Consider the following 15,857-nt stretch of genomic DNA (forward strand, 5'->3'; position numbering starts at 1 on the left):
GGCCCGCCAGGCGTGACAGCGCGTCCGGCCGGCCCTCCGCCAGGGCCCGGCGCCGCGCCTCCAGCGCGGACACCACCGCCACCAGCCGGGGCGCCAGCGAGGACACGGGCCTCCACCGGCCGGACTCGCGGGTGAAGGGCACGGCCTCCACGCCCGCGGTGCTGACCGTGGTGGCGCCCAGCACGCCCTCGAAGTCCAGCGTGGCGAAGGCCTCCGCGCGCTGTCCATCCGGCGCGACGGACACCGTGATGCGGGCGTACTGGAGCTTTTGTGAGACGAGCGGCGCCGCCGCGCCCGGCACGGCGAGCGACATGCCGTCGTGCTCGGCTTCCTTCAGCGCGGTGACGATTTCGGCTTCGGGCCCGGCCGCGAAGCCCAGGAGGCGCGGCCCCAGGAACAGGAGGACACCGGCGACCGCGAGCACGGCGATGCCGATGCCCCCCAGCCGCCCCCAGTCCTCCAGGCGCCTCACGACCCCAGCATCTTCTGGGCGCGCTGGGCGGCGGGCGTGCCCGGCAGGCGCTTGAGGACTTCCTTCAGCGTGTTCTGCGCGCGCTCCGTGTCGTTGAGCTTCACGTAGGCGTTGTGCAGGTCGAAGAGGGCCTCCTCCTCCAGCGGCGTGCCCGGGTAGTCCTTGAGCAGCCCCTCCAGGCGCTGGGCCACGGCCTTCCAGCGCTCGCGCTTCGCGTAGAAGGACGCGACGTACAGCTCGTGGCGCGCCAGGCGCTGGCGGGCGTCATCCCGGTGCGCCGTGGCGTCCTTCACGTACTGCGAATCCGGGTACTGGCGCAGGAAGACGTTCATGGCCCGGAGCGCGTCGTACATGGGCTTCTGCTCCTTCTCGTAGGAAGGCGGCAGGGCGAAGAACTCCGAGGGGAACTCCTCCACGTAGGAGAGCGCCGCGCGGTAGGCGGCGTAGTCCACCTTGGGGTGGGTGGGGTGCAGCCGCATGAAGGAGTCGAACTTCTCGCGCGCCTCCGGGAACATCTCCCGGGCGAAGTCCAGGTCCGCCAGCTTCAGCTCCGCCTCGCGGGCCGCCTCCAGGTAGGGGAACTTGGCGCGGACGTGGTCGAAGTACTTCTCCGCCTTGAGGTAGTCCTTGTCCTCCAGCGCGGCCTCGCCCAGCGCCAGGTTCTCCGCCGCCTGGGTCGCGTAGTCGGGTTCGCCCGCGGGCCCCGCGGAGAGGGCGGCACAGGAGGACAACAGCAGGGCGGACAGGACGAGGACGGCGGAGCGCATCACGCCTCCAAACTATTCGTCCTGCCCGGAGGGGTCCAGCGAAGGTTCGCCCACCAGCCGGGTCACGATGTCCGGCGCGAAACCCCGGCTCAAGAGCAGCCGCCCCGCTCGCGCCTGCTCCTTCGCATCCAGCGGGCGGCCTGCCAGGCGCCGGCGCTCCAGCACCTGCCGGGCGGCCTCCAGCGCATCGAAGCCCACCGCCTCCTTCGCGTCCGACAGCGCCCGCCGCGCCTCCGTGCCCTCCAGCCCGTGGGCCTGGAGCCGCTGGAGGACGGCGCGCGGTCCCAGCTTCCCCTTGCCCAGCAGGGCCTGGGCGCGTTCGCGCGCGAACTTCGCGTCGTCCAGGTAGCCCCACTCCGAAAGGCGGGCGAGCACCGCGTCGCGCACGGAAGCGGGGAAGCCCTTGCGCTCCAGGGCGAGCGTCAGTTCGTGCCGGCTTCGGCCACGCGCCTTGAGCAGGCGAAGGCAGGCGTCGGTGGCGCGCTGGACAGCCTCGGGGCCTTCGGGCTCGTCAACCATCGCGGAGTCCCTACCATGTGGTAACAGGCCTTCGCCATGCACCCCATCCTCGCCCGCTTCCTCACCGCCGACGCCGCCCGGGAGACGCTCCGCAAGGAGACGGCGGGTGAACCGCTGACTCCGGAGGAGCAGCACTTCGTGGCCGCCGCGGACGCCAACCCCAAGCAGAAGGCCATGCTGCTGGGCGTGAGCGGCCGCGCGCTGTCCTCCGATGCCCAGGCCGCGCTGGTGCTGCTGGCCGCGCACGGCGCCGCGCGCGCGCTCCGGGAGGACGAGGCCCTCGCCGCCGCGACGCAGAAGGCGCGCGAGGCGCTGAAGGAAGAAGGCGCGAGCGACGAGGAGTCGGACGCCTTCCTCGCGTCCATCCTGCTGGAGGAGGCCTTCGGGTACGAGCAGGACGTGGACAGCTTCGACGCGGACTACGTGAAGGAGTCCCTGGGGGAGGTGCCCGCCCTGGCCGCGCTGTCCAAGGAGTCCGTGGACGCGCTGTTCCTCGCGTTCGCCAAGGCCGCGCCCAACGACGCGGACCGCAAGGCGCGCGAGCACATGGCGCGGGCGCTGTTCGACATCGCGTGGGCGGAAGGGCCCACGTCCATCAATCCGGAGCACCTGGAGACGCTGCTCGACAACGAGGTCCTCCAGGAGTCCGACGAGGCGCAGGACGCGCGCGTGCGCGCCACCGTGTCGCTGCTCCAGACGCTGGCGCACCAGGGGCTCATTGGCCCGATGCGCCTCACCCGGCTGCGCGCGCAGCTGGGGGACGACGACGCCTGAGCGGCGCCCTCCCCCTTCGCACCCTGCGTTCCTAGAAGCGTTCGATCTGGAAGTCGTCGTCGCCCCCGGCCGCCGGAGCGGGCGCGGCCACCGGTGCGGGCGTGGGCGGACGGGCCGCCACCTGCGGAGGCAGGGGCCGGCCCTGCACGACGCCGGGCGGCGGCGTGGCGGGACGCGGCGCCCCGACACCGGGCGGCGGCGTCATCGGACGGGCGGCCATGGGCGCACCAGGACGCGGGGCCTGGGCCACCGGCGCGGGCGTGGGCGCCGCGGGGGCCGCCTGGGCGGGAGCGCCCTTCTGCGCGAAGGACGCCGAGCCCGGGATGGGCCGCTCGTCGCCGGCCTTGGCGTCGAAGTTGTCCCACTTCGAGTCGGACGTGCCGCTGATGCCGGAGAAGCGCAGCGCGAAGTCGTCCGGGTTGCTGGCCTGGCGGTGGGCCTCGTCGTAGGTGACCAGGCCGTTGCGCACCAGGCTCATCAGCGACTGGTCGAAGGTCTGCATCCCGTAGGAGTCCGTGCCCTGCGAGATGGCGTCGTGGATCTCCTTCGTGCGGTCCTTGTCTTCAATCAGCTCGCGCACGCGCGCGGTGACGCGCAGCACCTCCACCGCGGCCACGCGGCCCTTGCCGTCCGCGCGCGGCACGAGGCGCTGGCTCACCACGCCGCGCAGCACGCTGGAGAGCTGCAGGCGCACCTGCTTCTGCTGGTGCGGGGGGAACGCGGACACGATGCGGTTGATGGTCTCCGTGGCGTCCAGCGTGTGCAGCGTGGACATCACCAGGTGGCCCGTCTCCGCGGCGTGGAGCGCCGTTTCAATGGTTTCGTGGTCGCGCATTTCGCCCACCAGGATGACGTCCGGGTCCTGGCGCAGCGCGCTCTTCAAGGCCTGCGAGAAGCTCATCGTGTCCACACCCACTTCGCGCTGGTTCACGATGGAGCGCTTGTCGCGGATGAGGAACTCGATGGGGTCCTCGATGGTCATGATGTGGTTGGTTTCGTTGGAGTTGATGAAGTCGATCATCGCCGCCAACGTCGTGGACTTGCCGGAGCCCGTGGTGCCCGTCACCAGCACCAGGCCGCGCTCCTCGCCGCACACCTTCTCCAGCACCGGGGGCAGGAGCAGGTCCTTCATCGTCATCACCTTGAAGGGGATGACGCGCAGCACCGCGCCCACCGTGCCGCGCTGCTGGAAGACGTTCACGCGGAAGCGGCCCAGGCCCGGCACTCCGTAGGCCAGGTCCACCTCGTTGCTGACCTTGAACTTCTCCTTCTGGAACTCGTTCATGATGCCGAACGCCATGCGCGCCACCTCTTCCGGAGGCAGGCGGCGGCCGTCCTTGAGCGGCACCAGCGAACCGTCCACGCGGAACATGGGCGGCAGGCCCGCCTTCAGGTGGATGTCGGAGGCTCCGCCGCGCAGGGCGATCTGCAGGATTTCGTTGAGTTCCATGGGAGGGCCCGGATGGTAGCAGAACGCTCGCGCCCACCGCGACGGGGCGCGGCCTACCCGCTTGCCCGCAAAGCACGACGGCGGAGGCTTCCCGAAGGAAACCCCCGCCGAAGAGCGGCCGGACAGCTGGCCGGCAAGCGTGATTAGCGCTTGGAGAACTGGAACCGACGACGGGCGCCGGGCTGGCCGTACTTCTTGCGCTCGACCGCGCGGGCATCGCGGGTGAGGAAGCCGGCCTTCTTCAGCGCCGGACGGAACTCCGGGTTGAAGGCGCACAGCGCGCGCGCGATGCCGTGACGGATGGCACCGGCCTGGCCAGAGAGGCCGCCGCCGCGCACGTTGACCGTGACGTCGAGCTTGCCCTTCTGCTCCAGGATCTCCAGCGGCTGGTTGAGCACCATCTTCGACGTCTCACGGCCGAAGTACTCGTTGATGTCGCGGCCGTTGATGACGACAGCGCCGTTGCCAGGACGCACCCAGACGCGAGCGGTGGCCTCCTTGCGGCGGCCCGTGGCGTAGAAACCGAGTTCAGGATTGATCGCCATGGTTGTTCCTTACGCCTCGACCTTGTACGCCACCGGCTGCTGCGCGGTGTGCGGATGGGTGTCACCAGCATACACCTTGAGCTTCGTCATCATCTGACGGCCCAGGGCGCTGCGGGGCAGCATGCGGCGCACGGCGTTGAGGATGACGTCCTCAGGGTGGCGCTGGCGCAGCTTCTGGAGGTTGGTGATCTTCAGGGCGCCCGGGAAACCGGCGTACGGGTGACGGTAGTACAGCTTGTCCGTCTCCTTCGTGCCCGTCACCTTCACCTTGTCGGCGTTGATGACGATGACGTGGTCACCCGTGTCGATGGACGGGGTGTACGTGGGCTTGTGCTTGCCCTTCAGGAGGGTGGCGATCTGACTGGCGGCGCGACCAAGCACCTTGTCGGACACGTCAATGACGTGCCACTGGCGCTTGATGTCCCCAGCCTTGGCGCTGTAGGTCTTCTGCGACATTTCGTGCACTCCAGACTTCGGCGCGGCGCCCAGGTGCATGCCAGGGGCCGCGTGCTCGTGCGATACCAACCGCGGGTCCTCCGCCTAAACTCCGACAGAAGCCCGGAAAGGCTGACCCTCCTAGTCGGACGCCGGGATCAAGTCAAGGTTGGGCGTACAGGGGGGGCCGTCAGGGCGCCCTGCCGGGGGTGCCAGGGCCCGGGCTGCCGGCGGCGGGCTTCTTGAAGCGCTCCTTCAGGTTGGCGAAGAAGTTCTTCTCCTTCTCGTCCGGGGGGCCCTGACGCGGCGCGTCCATATCCACGACCTCGAAGGCGTCCGGGGGCAGGTCCTCCAGGAAGCGCGAGGGCGTGCGGGGGACCTCCTTGCCGCGCTTCACGCGCACGGTGGAGCGGGTGAGGTAGAGCAATTCCTTGGCGCGGGTGATGCCCACGTAGCAGAGGCGGCGCTCCTCCTCGAGGTTCTGCGCCTCGCCCTGCATGCCGCCGTGGGGCATCAGGTCCTCCTCCATGCCAATGAAGAAGACGAGCCGGTACTCCAGGCCCTTGGAGGCGTGCAGGGACATCAGCGTCACGCGCTTGTTCTGCCCCGGCACCTCTTCCTCCTCCTGGCGCGTGTCCAGGCTGAGGCGGTTCAGGTACGTGAGGAGGCTGGCCTTGGGGCCCTCGCGCTTCTCGAACTTCTCCAGTGACGCGAGCACCCCGTCCACGCCCTTGAGCTTCTTGTCCGCGGCGGTGCCGGAGACGGCCTTGGCGCGGGTGGCTTCCCGGAAGCCAATCTCCTCCAGCAGCTTGTGCGTGGCTTCCGACAGGCGCGGCGTCTGGGCGAAGGCGTCGCGGTAGCGCTCCACCATCTCCACGAACTCCAGCACCTTGCCGCCCGCGCCCGCGGGCAGGTCGTCGTAGGTGTCCGCGCGGCGCATCACCGTCCAGAGCGTCACGCCCTCCGCGCGCGAGTGCGCGTGCAGCCGCTCCATGGTCACGTCCCCGATGCCGCGCGAGGGCACGTTGACGATGCGCATGAGGGAGATTTCGTCCAGCTTGTTCGCCAGGACCTTGAAGTACGCGATGACGTCCTTCACTTCGCTGCGGTCGAAGAACTCGCTGCCGCCCACGACTTCGTAGGCGATGTTCTTCTCGCGCAGCATCTCCTCCACCGGGTGGGCCTGGCCGTTGGTGCGGTAGAGCACCGCGATGTCGTCCGCGGGGACGCCCAGCGAGATGTGCTTCTGGATTTCGTGCGCGATGAAGCGCGCCTCCTCCTCGTCATTGGGACACGCCACGACCTTCAACAGCGGACCGCCCTTGCGGTCGGTCCACATGCGCTTGTCCTTGCGCTCCGGGTTCTTCGCGATGACGGCGTTGGCCGCGTCCAGCACGCGCTGGGAGGAGCGGTAGTTCTGCTCCAGCCGCACCTCCTTGCCGCCCGGGAAGTGCCGGTCGAAGTCCAGGATGTTGCGCACCTCCGCGCCGCGCCAGGAGTAGATGCACTGGTCGTCGTCGCCCACCGCGCACACGTTCTTGGACGTGCCCGCCAGCAGCTTGAGCAGGTCCAGCTGGGCGTGGTTGGTGTCCTGGAACTCGTCCACCAGGAGGTACTGGAAGCGGGCCGTGTACTTGCGGTGCAGGTCCGGGTGCTCGCGCAGGAGGCGCGCGGGCAGCACCAGCAGGTCGTCGAAGTCCACCGAGCCCTGCGCCTTGAGCGCGAGCTGGTAGTCCGCGAACACCATGGAGGTGATGAGGTCGTAGTCGTCCCCCATCCCCTCCGGCTTGGGCTGCGGCGTCTCGCCGGAGTTCTTCGCCTTGGAGATGAGGGTGAGGACCTTGCGCGCGTCGAAGGCGCGGTCGTCGATGCGCTTCTCGCGCATGGCGCGGCGGATGATGGACAGCTGGTCGCCCATGTCCGCGATGGCGAACTTCCGGGGCCAGCCCAGCCGGTGGATGTCCTCACGAAGCACCTCCGCGCCGAACGCGTGGAAGGTGCACACCAGCACGCCCTGGGCGCGCGGCCCGGCCATGTGGATGAGCCGCTCCTTCATCTCCGTGGCGGCCTTGTTGGTGAAGGTCACCGCCAGGATGTTGCGGGCCATGATGTGGTTCGGCCGCTCGTTGAGCAGGTGGACGATGCGGTGGGTGATGACCCGCGTCTTTCCACTGCCCGCGCCCGCCAGCACGAGCAGCGGGCCCTGGAGCGTCTCGACGGCCTCGCGCTGAGGAGGATTGAGCTTCGAAAGGTCCATTGCGCGCGGGGCAGGGATACCCTTTGATTCGTCCGTGCGCGACTATTTCCTCCGGCTGGCCATCGCCTCTCTCGCGCTCTGCGTGGGCGGCGGATGCCTTGACGACCGGCGCACGACATCTCCCACCCCGCGCGACGTGGTGACGACCGCCGCACCGTGCGTGTACTTCAAGGACCTGGCGCCGTTCCTGCCGGAGTCGCTGGAGGGGTTCACGGTGGGTTCCACCGCGGGCTCCACGGGGAAGTACGGCGAGGTGTCCGTGTCGGAGGCGGAGCGCACCTACACCCGGGGCGAGGGCCGCGAGGTGAAGGTGCGCATCGTGGACACCACCATGGGGCTGAAGCTGGGGCAGGCCATCCGCGAGGCGGCGCAGAAGGCGCGCGGCCGGGCAGCGAGCGACCCGACGGCGCCCATCCAGTGGAAGGAGGCCGTGGGCTTCGTGCGCTATGACGCGGAGGAGGCCGTCGCGGAGGCGAACCTCCTGGTGGGTGACCGGTTCGTGGTGGCCGTCACCAGCCGTGGCTTCCCCAGCACCGTGGAGGTGCGGCGGGTGGCGCGCGGCATCGACCTGGCCGGGCTGGCCCGGCTGCAGTGACTCAAGTGTTCAAGGAGCGTTTGTGGCGGTGAAGGACAAGGGGTCGCGGCCCCAGACGACCCAGGAGCTGGCGGAGCAGGAGAAGGCGGCGCGCCTGGGCGTGTCGTCCCTGGGCAAGCGCGAGTTCATGGAGCAGTTCCAGAAGCTGTCCAAGAGCTACTCGGTGGACCCGGGCAACCCCGGCTCCTACGCGTGCGAGGGCTGCCAGCGCTGCGCCAACTGCATGTTCTGCAAGGACTGCGACAGCTGCCACCAGTGCACGCACTGCACGCGGTGCGAGCTGTGCACCAACTGCTCGCACTGCGTGGAGTGCAAGAACTGCCACGCGTGCGCCTACTGCGTGCAGAGCGAGAACTGCTCCAGCAGCGCCTACGTGCTGATGAGCAAGAACCTGCAGGACTGCAACTACTGCTTCGGGTGCGTGGGGCTGTCCAAGAAGGACTTCCATATCCTCAACGTGGGCTTCAGCCGCACGGAGTACTTCAAGGTCGTGGGCCGGCTGCGCAAGGAGCTGGGCATCCCGTAGCAGCCCGGCTCCCTGCCCTACCGCGCGCGCTTAGAGGGCGCGCACGTAGAGGGCCTTGAGGTACTCCGTCTCCGTGAGGCCCGCGAGCACCGGGTGGTCCAACCCGGCGCCGCGCCGCTCGAGAATCTGCACCGGGCGCTTCGCGTCCGCGGCGGCGTCCAGCACCATGGACTCGAAGCCCTGCCGGTCCAGCTTCCCCGAGCACGAGCACGTCACCAGCAGGCCGTCCGGCTTGAGGCAGCGCAGGGCGCGCAGGTTGAGCTCGTGGTAGGCGCGCAGGGCGGTGGCCATGCCCTCGCGGCGCTTGGCCAGGCCCGGCGGGTCCAGGACGATGGTGTCGAAGCGGCGGCCCTCCTGGTCGAAGCGGCGCAGCACGTCGAACGCGTTGCCGTTCTCCACCTTCACGTTGGCGCGGCCGTTGGCCTCCGCGTTCGTCTGGATGCGAGCAGCGGCCTTCGCGTCCTGCTCCACCGCGAGCACCGACGTGCAGTGCTTCGCGAGCGCGAGCGCGAAGCCGCCGTGGTAGCTGAAGCAGTCCAGCGCGTCTCCGCGGCCGAGCTCGCCCGCGCGCAAGTGGTTGTCCACCTGGTCCAGGAACGCGCCCGTCTTCATGTCGCCCAGGAGGTCCACGTCGAAGCGGTTGTCGCCCTCGTGGTAGGTGAAGCGCGCGGCACCCTCGCCGTGCAGCAGGCGCACCTCGCGGGGCAGGCTCTCGAAGTCGCGGCCGGAGGCGTCGTCGCGGCACACCACGTGGCTTGCGCCCGTCCGCTCCACCAGCGCGCGCGCGAGCATCTCCTTGCGCGCGTCCATGCCTTCCGACAGCGTCTGTATGGTGAGGCCCTGGCCGTAGCGGTCCACGAAGAAGCCGGGCAAGAGGTCCGCCTCGCCGTGCACCAGGCGCAGGCCGTCACGCCCCGGCAGCACCGCGCGGCGGGCGAGCGCGGCCTCCACGCGGCGGATGAAGAAGGCGTCGTCCACCTTCTCCTCGTTGGGGCCCTTGCGCGTGAGCAGCCGCAGTGCGAGCGGGGAGCGGCGGGCGTAGAGCGCCTGTCCGATGGGGTTGCCCTGCGGATCCACCACCGCCACCACCGCGCCCGGCGTGTCGGTGGCGGGGGGCTCGGTGAGCTCCGTGCGGTACACCCAGGGGGTGCCGCGACGCAGCGTCTTGGCGCCCTTGAGGCTGACCCGGGCGGTGGGAAGGGAAGGCATGTGCGGTTTCACTCCAGGCCGCGCGCGGCCAGTTCCTCGTCGTCTTCCCCGCGCAGATGCCCGATTTCATGGAGCAGTGTCACGCGAATCTGTTCGCGCAGCTCCTCGGGCGTGCGCACCGCGCGGGCCAGGTTGCGCCGGTAGAGGGCCACCGAGCGGCAGGGCGTCTCCGAGCCGTCGCACGGCTCCTGGAGGGAGGGCCCCCGGAACAGGCCCAGGATGGTGGGCGACAGGGGCGGCTGGTTAGCGAGCAGGTCGTCCTCGGAGGGGATCTCCTCCGCGGCCACCGGTACGCCCTCCAGGTCGCGGCGCATGTCCGCGGGCAGGTCCGCCAGCGCCCGCGTCAGCTGGGCCTTGAACTCGTCCGGCGACGGCAGGGGCGGCGGGGGGAAGTCCCCGGGCTCCAGCGCGCGGGCCTTCTGGAAGTGTTCGTCCGCCCTGGCCCACTGGCCCTCGCGCTCCAGGAGGAGGCCCAGGTGCTGGTGCGCGTGCGCCGCGCGCTCCTTGTCCTTCAAGAGCGACGCGAAGGCGGCCTTCGCCTCACGGAAGCGGCACAGCTCGAAGAGGGCCAGGGCCTTCTCGTACTTCGCCTCGTGGTTGCCCGGCTCGCGGGCGAGGACGATGGCGGCCCGGTCCAGCGCCTGGTCCGCCTGCCCCAGGTCGTTGAAGGCCATGGCGGCCACCAGCGCCAGGGAGGGCACGAGCTCCGGGGGCGTGGAGGGCTGGGACAGGCCGCGCTCGGCGTAGAGTGCGCCCAGTTCGTCGCGCTCACGCGTGGAGGGCAGCTGCACCGCGTACAGGTGCGCGGCGCCCAGGAGCGCGTCCGCGTCCCCCGGGTCGATGGCCAGCGCGCGGGCGTAGGCGAGCTGCGCTTCCGGCTCGCGGTTGAGCGCGGCCAGGGCGGCGCCCCGTTCCGCGTGGGCGGCGGCGAGGTCCGGCTCCAGCGCGGCGGCCTGCGCGGCGCAGGAGAGCGCTTCCGCGTAGTGGGCCGCGTCGTAGTAGTCGCGAGCCGCGTCCAGGGGCTCCCCACCCCGCGCGTCGCACACCGCCAGCGGGCGCACCTCCGCCACCGCGTCGTCCGGGCGCTTCACGGAAGCACTGCCGCCCGCGTCGGGGAGGACCTCCGCGAGCGCCCCCGCGTCGGCCCCCACGGCGGTGGCCGCCACGCCCGCATCCGTCCCCGCGTCGGCGTCCGCCGGAGGGTTGCGTTTGCAGGAGGCGAGCAGGAGGAGACAGACAGCGAGCAGACCGCGCCGCGACATGGGCGGGGAGGCTATGGCATCCGCCCCATGCACAGGAAGCGGGGACGTGCCTGCCCGCCTGAAGGGGCCCCTGCCCTCCCCGGCTGCATTATCCTCCGGCCTCCCATGAGCGAACTCATCCTGGCATCCACCTCCAGCGCGCGCCGGGCCCTGATGGACGGGCTGGGCCTGCCCTACCGCACCGAAGCCCCCGGCGTGGACGAACATGTCGCCGCGGGCCTGTCCGCCGAGGAGGCCGTGCGGATGCTCGCCGTGCGCAAGGCCCGCGCGGTGCAGGAGCGCCATCCGGACGCCTGGGTGCTGGGCGCGGATCAACTGGTGGAGGTGGGCCACGAGGTGCTGGGCAAGCCCCAGGACCGGGACGCGGCGCGCGCGCAGCTTCAGCGCCTGCTGGGGCAGACCCACGTCATCCACACCGCCGTGTGCCTGCTGGGGCCGGGGGGCCACCACTCGGAGACCGTGGAGGATACGCGCCTGACGTTCTTCGCCGTCCCGCCGGAGGAGCTGGAGCGCTACCTGGATACCGGCGAGTGGGAGGGCTGCGCGGGCAGCTACCGCGTGGAGGGCCGGGGGCAGGCGCTGCTCCAGAAGCTGGAGGGCGACCGCACCAACGTGCAGGGACTGCCCATGCTGTCCGTGGTGCGGCTGTTGCGGCAGGCGGGCTTCGACCTCTTCGCCCGTCCCTGAAGTCCCGTCACCCCGCGCTGGACAGCTCCGCGAGGATCTCCTGGTACGCGGCGCGGGCCTTGTCGGACTGGTCCGCCTTGAAGCTCACCGCCGCCACCACCGGGTGGCCGCCCCCGCCGTAGCGGCCGGCGATGGCGGACAGGTCGTGCTTTCGCGTCTCGGGCTTCCACGGGTTGGAGCCCAGCGACACCTTGGCGCGCGACGCGCCCTTGCCCACCCACAGCGTGTAGCGCGCGTCCGGGTAGAGCGCGTACGCGATGAACTTGTTGAGGCTGTCCACGCCCTCGTCCACCAGGTCGAAGTGGACGACGCCATTCTCGTACCGGGCCTTCTCACGCACGAGGTCGATGTTGCGCTGGTGCCGGAAGAGCAGCGGCTCCAGCGGGGCGGAGATGAGCGGCGACGCGGCGATGTCCGCCAGCGAGTCCGTCTGCATGCGCCGGATGACCTCCGGGATGAGCGTGTCGTCCTTCGTCGCCTCCAGCACCGTCATGATGCGCAGCGCGGGCTCCTCCAGCGCCACCGCCATCTGGGGGCTGGGGAACTGGGCGCCGTCGATGATCTCCGCCCAGTGCAAGAGGTCCTTCAGCGGGGACGCGTCCCAGCCGAAGCGCTCGCGCGCCACGTCCGCCAGGTACAGCGTGCAGCTCTTGCGATGCGGGTCGTGGAACTTCTGGCCGCTGGTGTCGCGCTGGAAGTGGGGCTCGTCGCCGGGCTGCTGGAAGGCGGAGGCGTGGTGGTCGAACCACCAGGTGAGCCGCGCGTCCTGGCTGTAGCGGAAGTCGACGATGACGTTCTCGTCCCCGGTGAACACGGCCGGGTCGATGCCCTCCGCGCCCGGCTTGTGGGCCAGGCCCCGGTAGCTGAACGTCGCGTCCGCGCGCACGCGCTCCCGGTAGAAGCGCGTGAAGACCGCGGCGCTGGCCGCGCCGTCGAAGCAGTTGTCGTGGAAGAGGACCTGGACTCGCATGGGCGTCCGCCCTCTACCCCGAATCCCCGCCGCGCCCCAACCCCACCGTGGTTCCCTGGCCGCAGGGCTGTGGCCAGGGGGTGACACCCGACCCAGCCCCTTGTGGTCGCACGGGATTGAACGAGTTGCGCGCCATTGAACGATGCGTGGAAATCACCTCTGTGGCTGAACGAAAAACTCGACAGAACGAGGAACGACCCTGAAGGGCTGAAAAAAGGAAGGCCCTTCGGCCCCACGGAAACCCGCTATCCGCAAGGAAAACCCCCGGAATCACGAACCTGACGGGGAGGCTGAGCCCTGGCACCTCGCCTGCATGGTGTCAGACCGACGAGGTACTCACCCGCGTGGCACGAAGTGGCGGGAGGAACCATGGCGAAGCGGACCGCAGGCAAGACGAAGGGTGGCACGGTGCGGCGGCAGGGTCGGCGGGTGATGCCCGCGCTGCGTCGCACGGCGAAGCGCGCGCGGGTGGCGGCCCAGAAGGCCCAGCTCACCGTGGGCGAGGTCATCGCGGCGGCGTTCGACACCGCGGGCGGCGAGATGAACGGTGTGCTGGAGCTCGTCACCTCTCCGCAGATGACCCGCGCGCTGGGCCGCCGCATCGTCGTCGTGGGCTGAAAGCAGCCCGCGTCCCGGCCCCTGAAGCCCAGGCCGTGCTTCTGGAAACGGAAGCGCGCGGGCGCGCTGGCCGTCGCGACACGTTTGTCAGCCGTCCTCCACCAGGTGCCGCGTTTCACGTGAGCGCGGGTGGAGCCCTCCTTCCACTTTTTCGTCCCGGAACCTGGATCCGCTGGACCGGGTAATGGATCCGCGCGCGGGTTCATCCGGACCCTGGACTGCCCGCGTTCGTCACTTCGCGCGGGATGAGCCATGCGCTTCGCACCTGGAAACACGACGGCCCGCACTCCCCGGTGAAACGGGGAAAGCGGGCCGGGAAGCCCCGGAGACCGGGGCTTGGAGCAGCGGTGGCTAGCGGGGCTGCCAGCGCGGGCGGTGGTCGTCGCCCTCGCTCGTCAGCACCGTGTAGGTGGTCTTCGGGTGGTCGATGCGCGTGCCGGTGGGCTGACCGGTGGCCGGGTCGAGGGGCTGCACCCGGAGCTCGCCGCCCAGGATGTAGGCCAGGAGGCGGCCGTCCGGGGAGAACGACGGCAGCGTGGCGCCCTTCACGAACTCCACGGGTGCGCCGTCGGCCTTGCCCGTGGTGGTGTCCACGCGCTGCAGGAAGATGACGTTACCCTCCTGGGTACCGCACAGCGTGGCGGCGGCGTTGCCGCACAGCGTGGCCGCGCCAGCGACGTTCTGGTAGTAGGCGCGCACGTACGCCACCCAGCTGCCGTCCGGCGCCCAGTTCGGGTTCGCGATGTACGAGTCCACGGTGCCGCCCGTGACGGAGACGGACTCCTTCTTCGCGAGCAGCTCGGGCGTGCCGCCCCCCGTCAGCGGCAGCGAGTACAGCTTGAGCACCGGGGTGACGTCCGTGCCGAAGGTCGCGGTTTCGCCTTCCGGGTTGGCCAGGAAGAGCAGCTGCGAGGTGACGCGGTTGTAGTGCGGCTGCTCACCGGTGTCGGGCGTGTCCTTCAGCGGGGTCACCGTACCGCCCGTGGACACGAAGATGCCCGTGCCCGCGGCGCTGTACGCGAAGTCCGTGCCGTTGGGCGCCCAGTCCGGGAACGTGCCGTTCTGGGTGACCTCCGTTTCCACGCCCGCCGTCGAGACGGTGGAGATGCCCGTGCTGCCGCGCACCCAGGCGATGAGGTTGCCCGGCTCCCACTCCATGTAGCGGATGCGGGCAAGGGCGGGGGCCGTCGTCAGCGCGGTGGGTGCGGCGGCCGTGAGCGGCACCGGGCGCATCGCGATCACCGCCGCGGGGGTCGTGACCTCTCCCTGCACGAAGGCCACCTGGGTGCCGCCCGGACCGAAGCGCGGGTAGGCGCTGGCGACGCCGTCAGCGCTCAGCGACGTCATGCCCGGCACGTCGTAGGCCGTCACCAGCGCGCGCGTGCCGCCGTCGTTGCCCGTCACGGCGATGTAGAGCGACTGGCAGGTGGCGGCCTCGCAGCGCAGGCCCGCCATGCAGTCCGAGGACGCGGTGCACGCGCCGCCCTTGGCCACGTTCATGCCCGCGTCGGTGCCGGCGTCCATCTCCGTGCCCGCGTCGGTGCCGGCATCGACCTCCGTGCCCGCGTCAGTGCCCGCGTCGACCTCGGTGCCGGCGTCGACCTCCGTGCCCGCGTCGACCTCCGTGCCCGCGTCCACTTCCGGCTCGGGGGTGAGGTTGCGCAGCTCGCACTTGTTGTCGGCGTTGCAGGTCCACTGCTGGCCCTCGGGCGCCACGCCCTTGTCCCGGCAGTCGAACTGGTCGACGCATTCGTCGCCACAGCCCGTGGCCAGCATCGTCAGTGCCCCGAACAGCGCGCCCCACACCACTCGCTTGGTCATTCTTGTGGCCTCCAAAGTCAGGGGGCGCGTCATAGCTTCGCGTTCACGGATGGCGGGACGCCTTGAAGGGCACGTCATCCGGCCTTGTCAGTGATTGAACGGCTCTGGGAAGAAGGGTGCTCAATGATCGACACGCACTGCCATCTGGACGCCTCGCGCTTCGACCCGGACCGCGACAGCGTTGTCACACGCGCCTGGGCGGCGGGGCTGCACGGCATCCTCATCCCCGCGGTGGGACCGGAGACGTGGGAGCCCCTGCTGGAGCTGCCGCGCAAGGACGCGCGCATCCAGGTGGGGCTGGGCATCCATCCCCAGTTCCTGCCGGACCTGCGGCCGGAGGACGACGGCGAGCACCTGGAGCGGCTGGACGCGCTCCTGGGCCAGGGCGGCGCGGTCGCGGTGGGCGAGTGCGGACTCGATGGCCCCACCCTCCCTGGCGCCCCGCTGGAGCGGCAGTTGGCGGTGCTGCGCGGACACCTGGCCCTGGCGCGCAAGCACGGGCTGCCGGTGCTGATGCACTGCCACCGGCTGCACCCGGCGATGATGGAACTCCTGAAGGAGGAGGCCTGGCCGGAGGCCGGCATCCTGATGCACAGCTACAGCGGCGGCGCGGAGCTGGCGCGCTTCTACATCCAGAAGGGCTGCCACTTCTCCTTCGCGGGCCCGGTGACGTGGGCGGAGGCGCGCAAGCCGCTGGACGCCCTGCGCGTGATTCCGGCGGACCGGCTGGTGGCGGAGACGGACTCGCCGGACCAGGCGCCCACGCCCTTCCGGGGCCAGCGCTCGGAACCCGGCTACCTGCCCCACATCCTCGCGGGCATGGCGCACGTCCTGGGGGAGCCGGTGGAGGTGCTCGCCCAGCGGACGACCGAGAACGCCCGCCGCCTGTTCCGGGAAGCTTTCCCCTCCCCTTCGCGGTAGGCGAGCGTCGCGTGATAGAGGAGCCCTTC

17 protein-coding genes are annotated in these 15,857 nt (G+C 70.6%); 6 read left to right on the forward strand and 11 right to left on the reverse strand.

The annotated features are described in order from the left end of the window. The 3 genes from D7W81_RS30780 to D7W81_RS30790 all read right to left on the reverse strand — a co-directional run. On the reverse strand, window positions 1-472 hold a 472-nt coding region (locus D7W81_RS30780), incomplete at its 3' end, for a hypothetical protein (RefSeq protein WP_120558986.1). Next, on the reverse strand, window positions 469-1,239 hold the full coding sequence (locus tag D7W81_RS30785; RefSeq protein ID WP_120558973.1) for an outer membrane protein assembly factor BamD: 771 nt from the start codon (window positions 1,237-1,239) through the stop codon (window positions 469-471). The genes D7W81_RS30780 and D7W81_RS30785, both read right to left, overlap by 4 nt. Window positions 1,240-1,251: 12 nt before the next feature. After that, a complete protein-coding gene (locus D7W81_RS30790; RefSeq protein WP_120558974.1) occupies window positions 1,252-1,758 on the reverse strand; it encodes a regulatory protein RecX in 507 nt (168 codons plus the stop codon). 36 nt (window positions 1,759-1,794) lie between these two features. Here D7W81_RS30790 and D7W81_RS30795 point away from each other — a divergent pair, with 36 nt between their 5' ends. Further along, entirely contained in the window at window positions 1,795-2,532 is a 738-nt protein-coding gene (locus D7W81_RS30795; RefSeq protein WP_120558975.1) for a hypothetical protein, read from the forward strand. A gap of 31 nt (window positions 2,533-2,563) precedes the next feature. Here D7W81_RS30795 and D7W81_RS30800 read toward each other — a convergent pair whose 3' ends face one another. The 4 genes from D7W81_RS30800 to D7W81_RS30815 form a co-directional block, all read right to left on the reverse strand. Further along, window positions 2,564-3,982 (reverse strand): type IV pilus twitching motility protein PilT, encoded by a 1,419-nt coding sequence (locus tag D7W81_RS30800; RefSeq protein ID WP_120558976.1) that lies wholly within the window; start codon window positions 3,980-3,982, stop codon window positions 2,564-2,566. A 143-nt stretch (window positions 3,983-4,125) separates the two neighbouring features. Next, a complete protein-coding gene (gene rpsI / locus D7W81_RS30805; protein WP_120526842.1) occupies window positions 4,126-4,527 on the reverse strand; it encodes a 30S ribosomal protein S9 in 402 nt (133 codons plus the stop codon). A 9-nt stretch (window positions 4,528-4,536) separates the two neighbouring features. Next, window positions 4,537-4,983, reverse strand: a complete 447-nt coding sequence (rplM, locus tag D7W81_RS30810) for a 50S ribosomal protein L13 (protein ID WP_120558977.1) — start codon at window positions 4,981-4,983, stop codon at window positions 4,537-4,539. Window positions 4,984-5,152: 169 nt separating this feature from the next. After that, window positions 5,153-7,219, reverse strand: coding sequence for an ATP-dependent helicase (locus D7W81_RS30815; protein ID WP_120558978.1), 2,067 nt, complete (start codon window positions 7,217-7,219; stop codon window positions 5,153-5,155). A 34-nt stretch (window positions 7,220-7,253) separates the two neighbouring features. Here D7W81_RS30815 and D7W81_RS30820 point away from each other — a divergent pair, with 34 nt between their 5' ends. Then, complete coding sequence (locus tag D7W81_RS30820; protein ID WP_244227542.1) at window positions 7,254-7,814, forward strand: hypothetical protein; 561 nt, start codon at window positions 7,254-7,256, stop codon at window positions 7,812-7,814. A 28-nt stretch (window positions 7,815-7,842) separates the two neighbouring features. Further along, the gene (locus D7W81_RS30825; protein ID WP_120558987.1) at window positions 7,843-8,340 is read left to right on the forward strand and encodes a caib/baif family protein; all 498 of its coding nucleotides are present in this window, start codon (window positions 7,843-7,845) and stop codon (window positions 8,338-8,340) included. Between the two features lie 30 nt (window positions 8,341-8,370). On the opposite strand, the gene D7W81_RS30830 is transcribed toward D7W81_RS30825, so the two are convergent. After that, window positions 8,371-9,549 (reverse strand): class I SAM-dependent rRNA methyltransferase, encoded by a 1,179-nt coding sequence (locus D7W81_RS30830; protein ID WP_120558979.1) that lies wholly within the window; start codon window positions 9,547-9,549, stop codon window positions 8,371-8,373. An 8-nt stretch (window positions 9,550-9,557) separates the two neighbouring features. Continuing rightward, complete coding sequence (locus D7W81_RS30835; RefSeq protein ID WP_120558980.1) at window positions 9,558-10,811, reverse strand: metallopeptidase family protein; 1,254 nt, start codon at window positions 10,809-10,811, stop codon at window positions 9,558-9,560. 105 nt (window positions 10,812-10,916) lie between these two features. Here D7W81_RS30835 and D7W81_RS30840 point away from each other — a divergent pair, with 105 nt between their 5' ends. After that, window positions 10,917-11,498: a Maf family protein gene (locus D7W81_RS30840; RefSeq protein WP_120558981.1), complete on the forward strand. Its 582-nt coding sequence runs from the start codon at window positions 10,917-10,919 to the stop codon at window positions 11,496-11,498. Between the two features lie 7 nt (window positions 11,499-11,505). On the opposite strand, the gene D7W81_RS30845 is transcribed toward D7W81_RS30840, so the two are convergent. Continuing rightward, entirely contained in the window at window positions 11,506-12,468 is a 963-nt protein-coding gene (locus tag D7W81_RS30845) for a hypothetical protein (protein ID WP_120558982.1), read from the reverse strand. A gap of 369 nt (window positions 12,469-12,837) precedes the next feature. Here D7W81_RS30845 and D7W81_RS30850 point away from each other — a divergent pair, with 369 nt between their 5' ends. Next, window positions 12,838-13,086: a hypothetical protein gene (locus tag D7W81_RS30850; RefSeq protein ID WP_120558983.1), complete on the forward strand. Its 249-nt coding sequence runs from the start codon at window positions 12,838-12,840 to the stop codon at window positions 13,084-13,086. Window positions 13,087-13,437: 351 nt separating this feature from the next. Here D7W81_RS30850 and D7W81_RS30855 read toward each other — a convergent pair whose 3' ends face one another. Further along, a complete protein-coding gene (locus tag D7W81_RS30855) occupies window positions 13,438-14,907 on the reverse strand; it encodes a TolB-like translocation protein (RefSeq protein ID WP_120558984.1) in 1,470 nt (489 codons plus the stop codon). Window positions 14,908-15,030: 123 nt separating this feature from the next. Here D7W81_RS30855 and D7W81_RS30860 point away from each other — a divergent pair, with 123 nt between their 5' ends. Next, window positions 15,031-15,828, forward strand: a complete 798-nt coding sequence (locus D7W81_RS30860; protein WP_120558985.1) for a TatD family hydrolase — start codon at window positions 15,031-15,033, stop codon at window positions 15,826-15,828. The last annotated feature ends 29 nt before the right edge of the window (window positions 15,829-15,857 follow it).

This window comes from Corallococcus aberystwythensis, assembly GCF_003612165.1.
GTDB lineage: Bacteria > Myxococcota > Myxococcia > Myxococcales > Myxococcaceae > Corallococcus > Corallococcus aberystwythensis.

Coding starts and splice junctions, on each gene's coding strand:
- D7W81_RS30790 (WP_120558974.1), bottom strand. CDS start 1,758: ATGGTTGACGAGCCCGAAGGCCCCGAGGCTGTCCAGCGCGCCACCGAC.
- D7W81_RS30815 (WP_120558978.1), bottom strand. CDS start 7,219: ATGGACCTTTCGAAGCTCAATCCTCCTCAGCGCGAGGCCGTCGAGACG.
- D7W81_RS30855 (WP_120558984.1), bottom strand. CDS start 14,907: ATGACCAAGCGAGTGGTGTGGGGCGCGCTGTTCGGGGCACTGACGATG.
- D7W81_RS30835 (WP_120558980.1), bottom strand. CDS start 10,811: ATGTCGCGGCGCGGTCTGCTCGCTGTCTGTCTCCTCCTGCTCGCCTCC.
- D7W81_RS30840 (WP_120558981.1), top strand. CDS start 10,917: ATGAGCGAACTCATCCTGGCATCCACCTCCAGCGCGCGCCGGGCCCTG.
- rplM (WP_120558977.1), bottom strand. CDS start 4,983: ATGTCGCAGAAGACCTACAGCGCCAAGGCTGGGGACATCAAGCGCCAG.
- D7W81_RS30785 (WP_120558973.1), bottom strand. CDS start 1,239: ATGCGCTCCGCCGTCCTCGTCCTGTCCGCCCTGCTGTTGTCCTCCTGT.
- rpsI (WP_120526842.1), bottom strand. CDS start 4,527: ATGGCGATCAATCCTGAACTCGGTTTCTACGCCACGGGCCGCCGCAAG.
- D7W81_RS30850 (WP_120558983.1), top strand. CDS start 12,838: ATGGCGAAGCGGACCGCAGGCAAGACGAAGGGTGGCACGGTGCGGCGG.
- D7W81_RS30795 (WP_120558975.1), top strand. CDS start 1,795: ATGCACCCCATCCTCGCCCGCTTCCTCACCGCCGACGCCGCCCGGGAG.
- D7W81_RS30830 (WP_120558979.1), bottom strand. CDS start 9,549: ATGCCTTCCCTTCCCACCGCCCGGGTCAGCCTCAAGGGCGCCAAGACG.
- D7W81_RS30845 (WP_120558982.1), bottom strand. CDS start 12,468: ATGCGAGTCCAGGTCCTCTTCCACGACAACTGCTTCGACGGCGCGGCC.
- D7W81_RS30860 (WP_120558985.1), top strand. CDS start 15,031: ATGATCGACACGCACTGCCATCTGGACGCCTCGCGCTTCGACCCGGAC.
- D7W81_RS30800 (WP_120558976.1), bottom strand. CDS start 3,982: ATGGAACTCAACGAAATCCTGCAGATCGCCCTGCGCGGCGGAGCCTCC.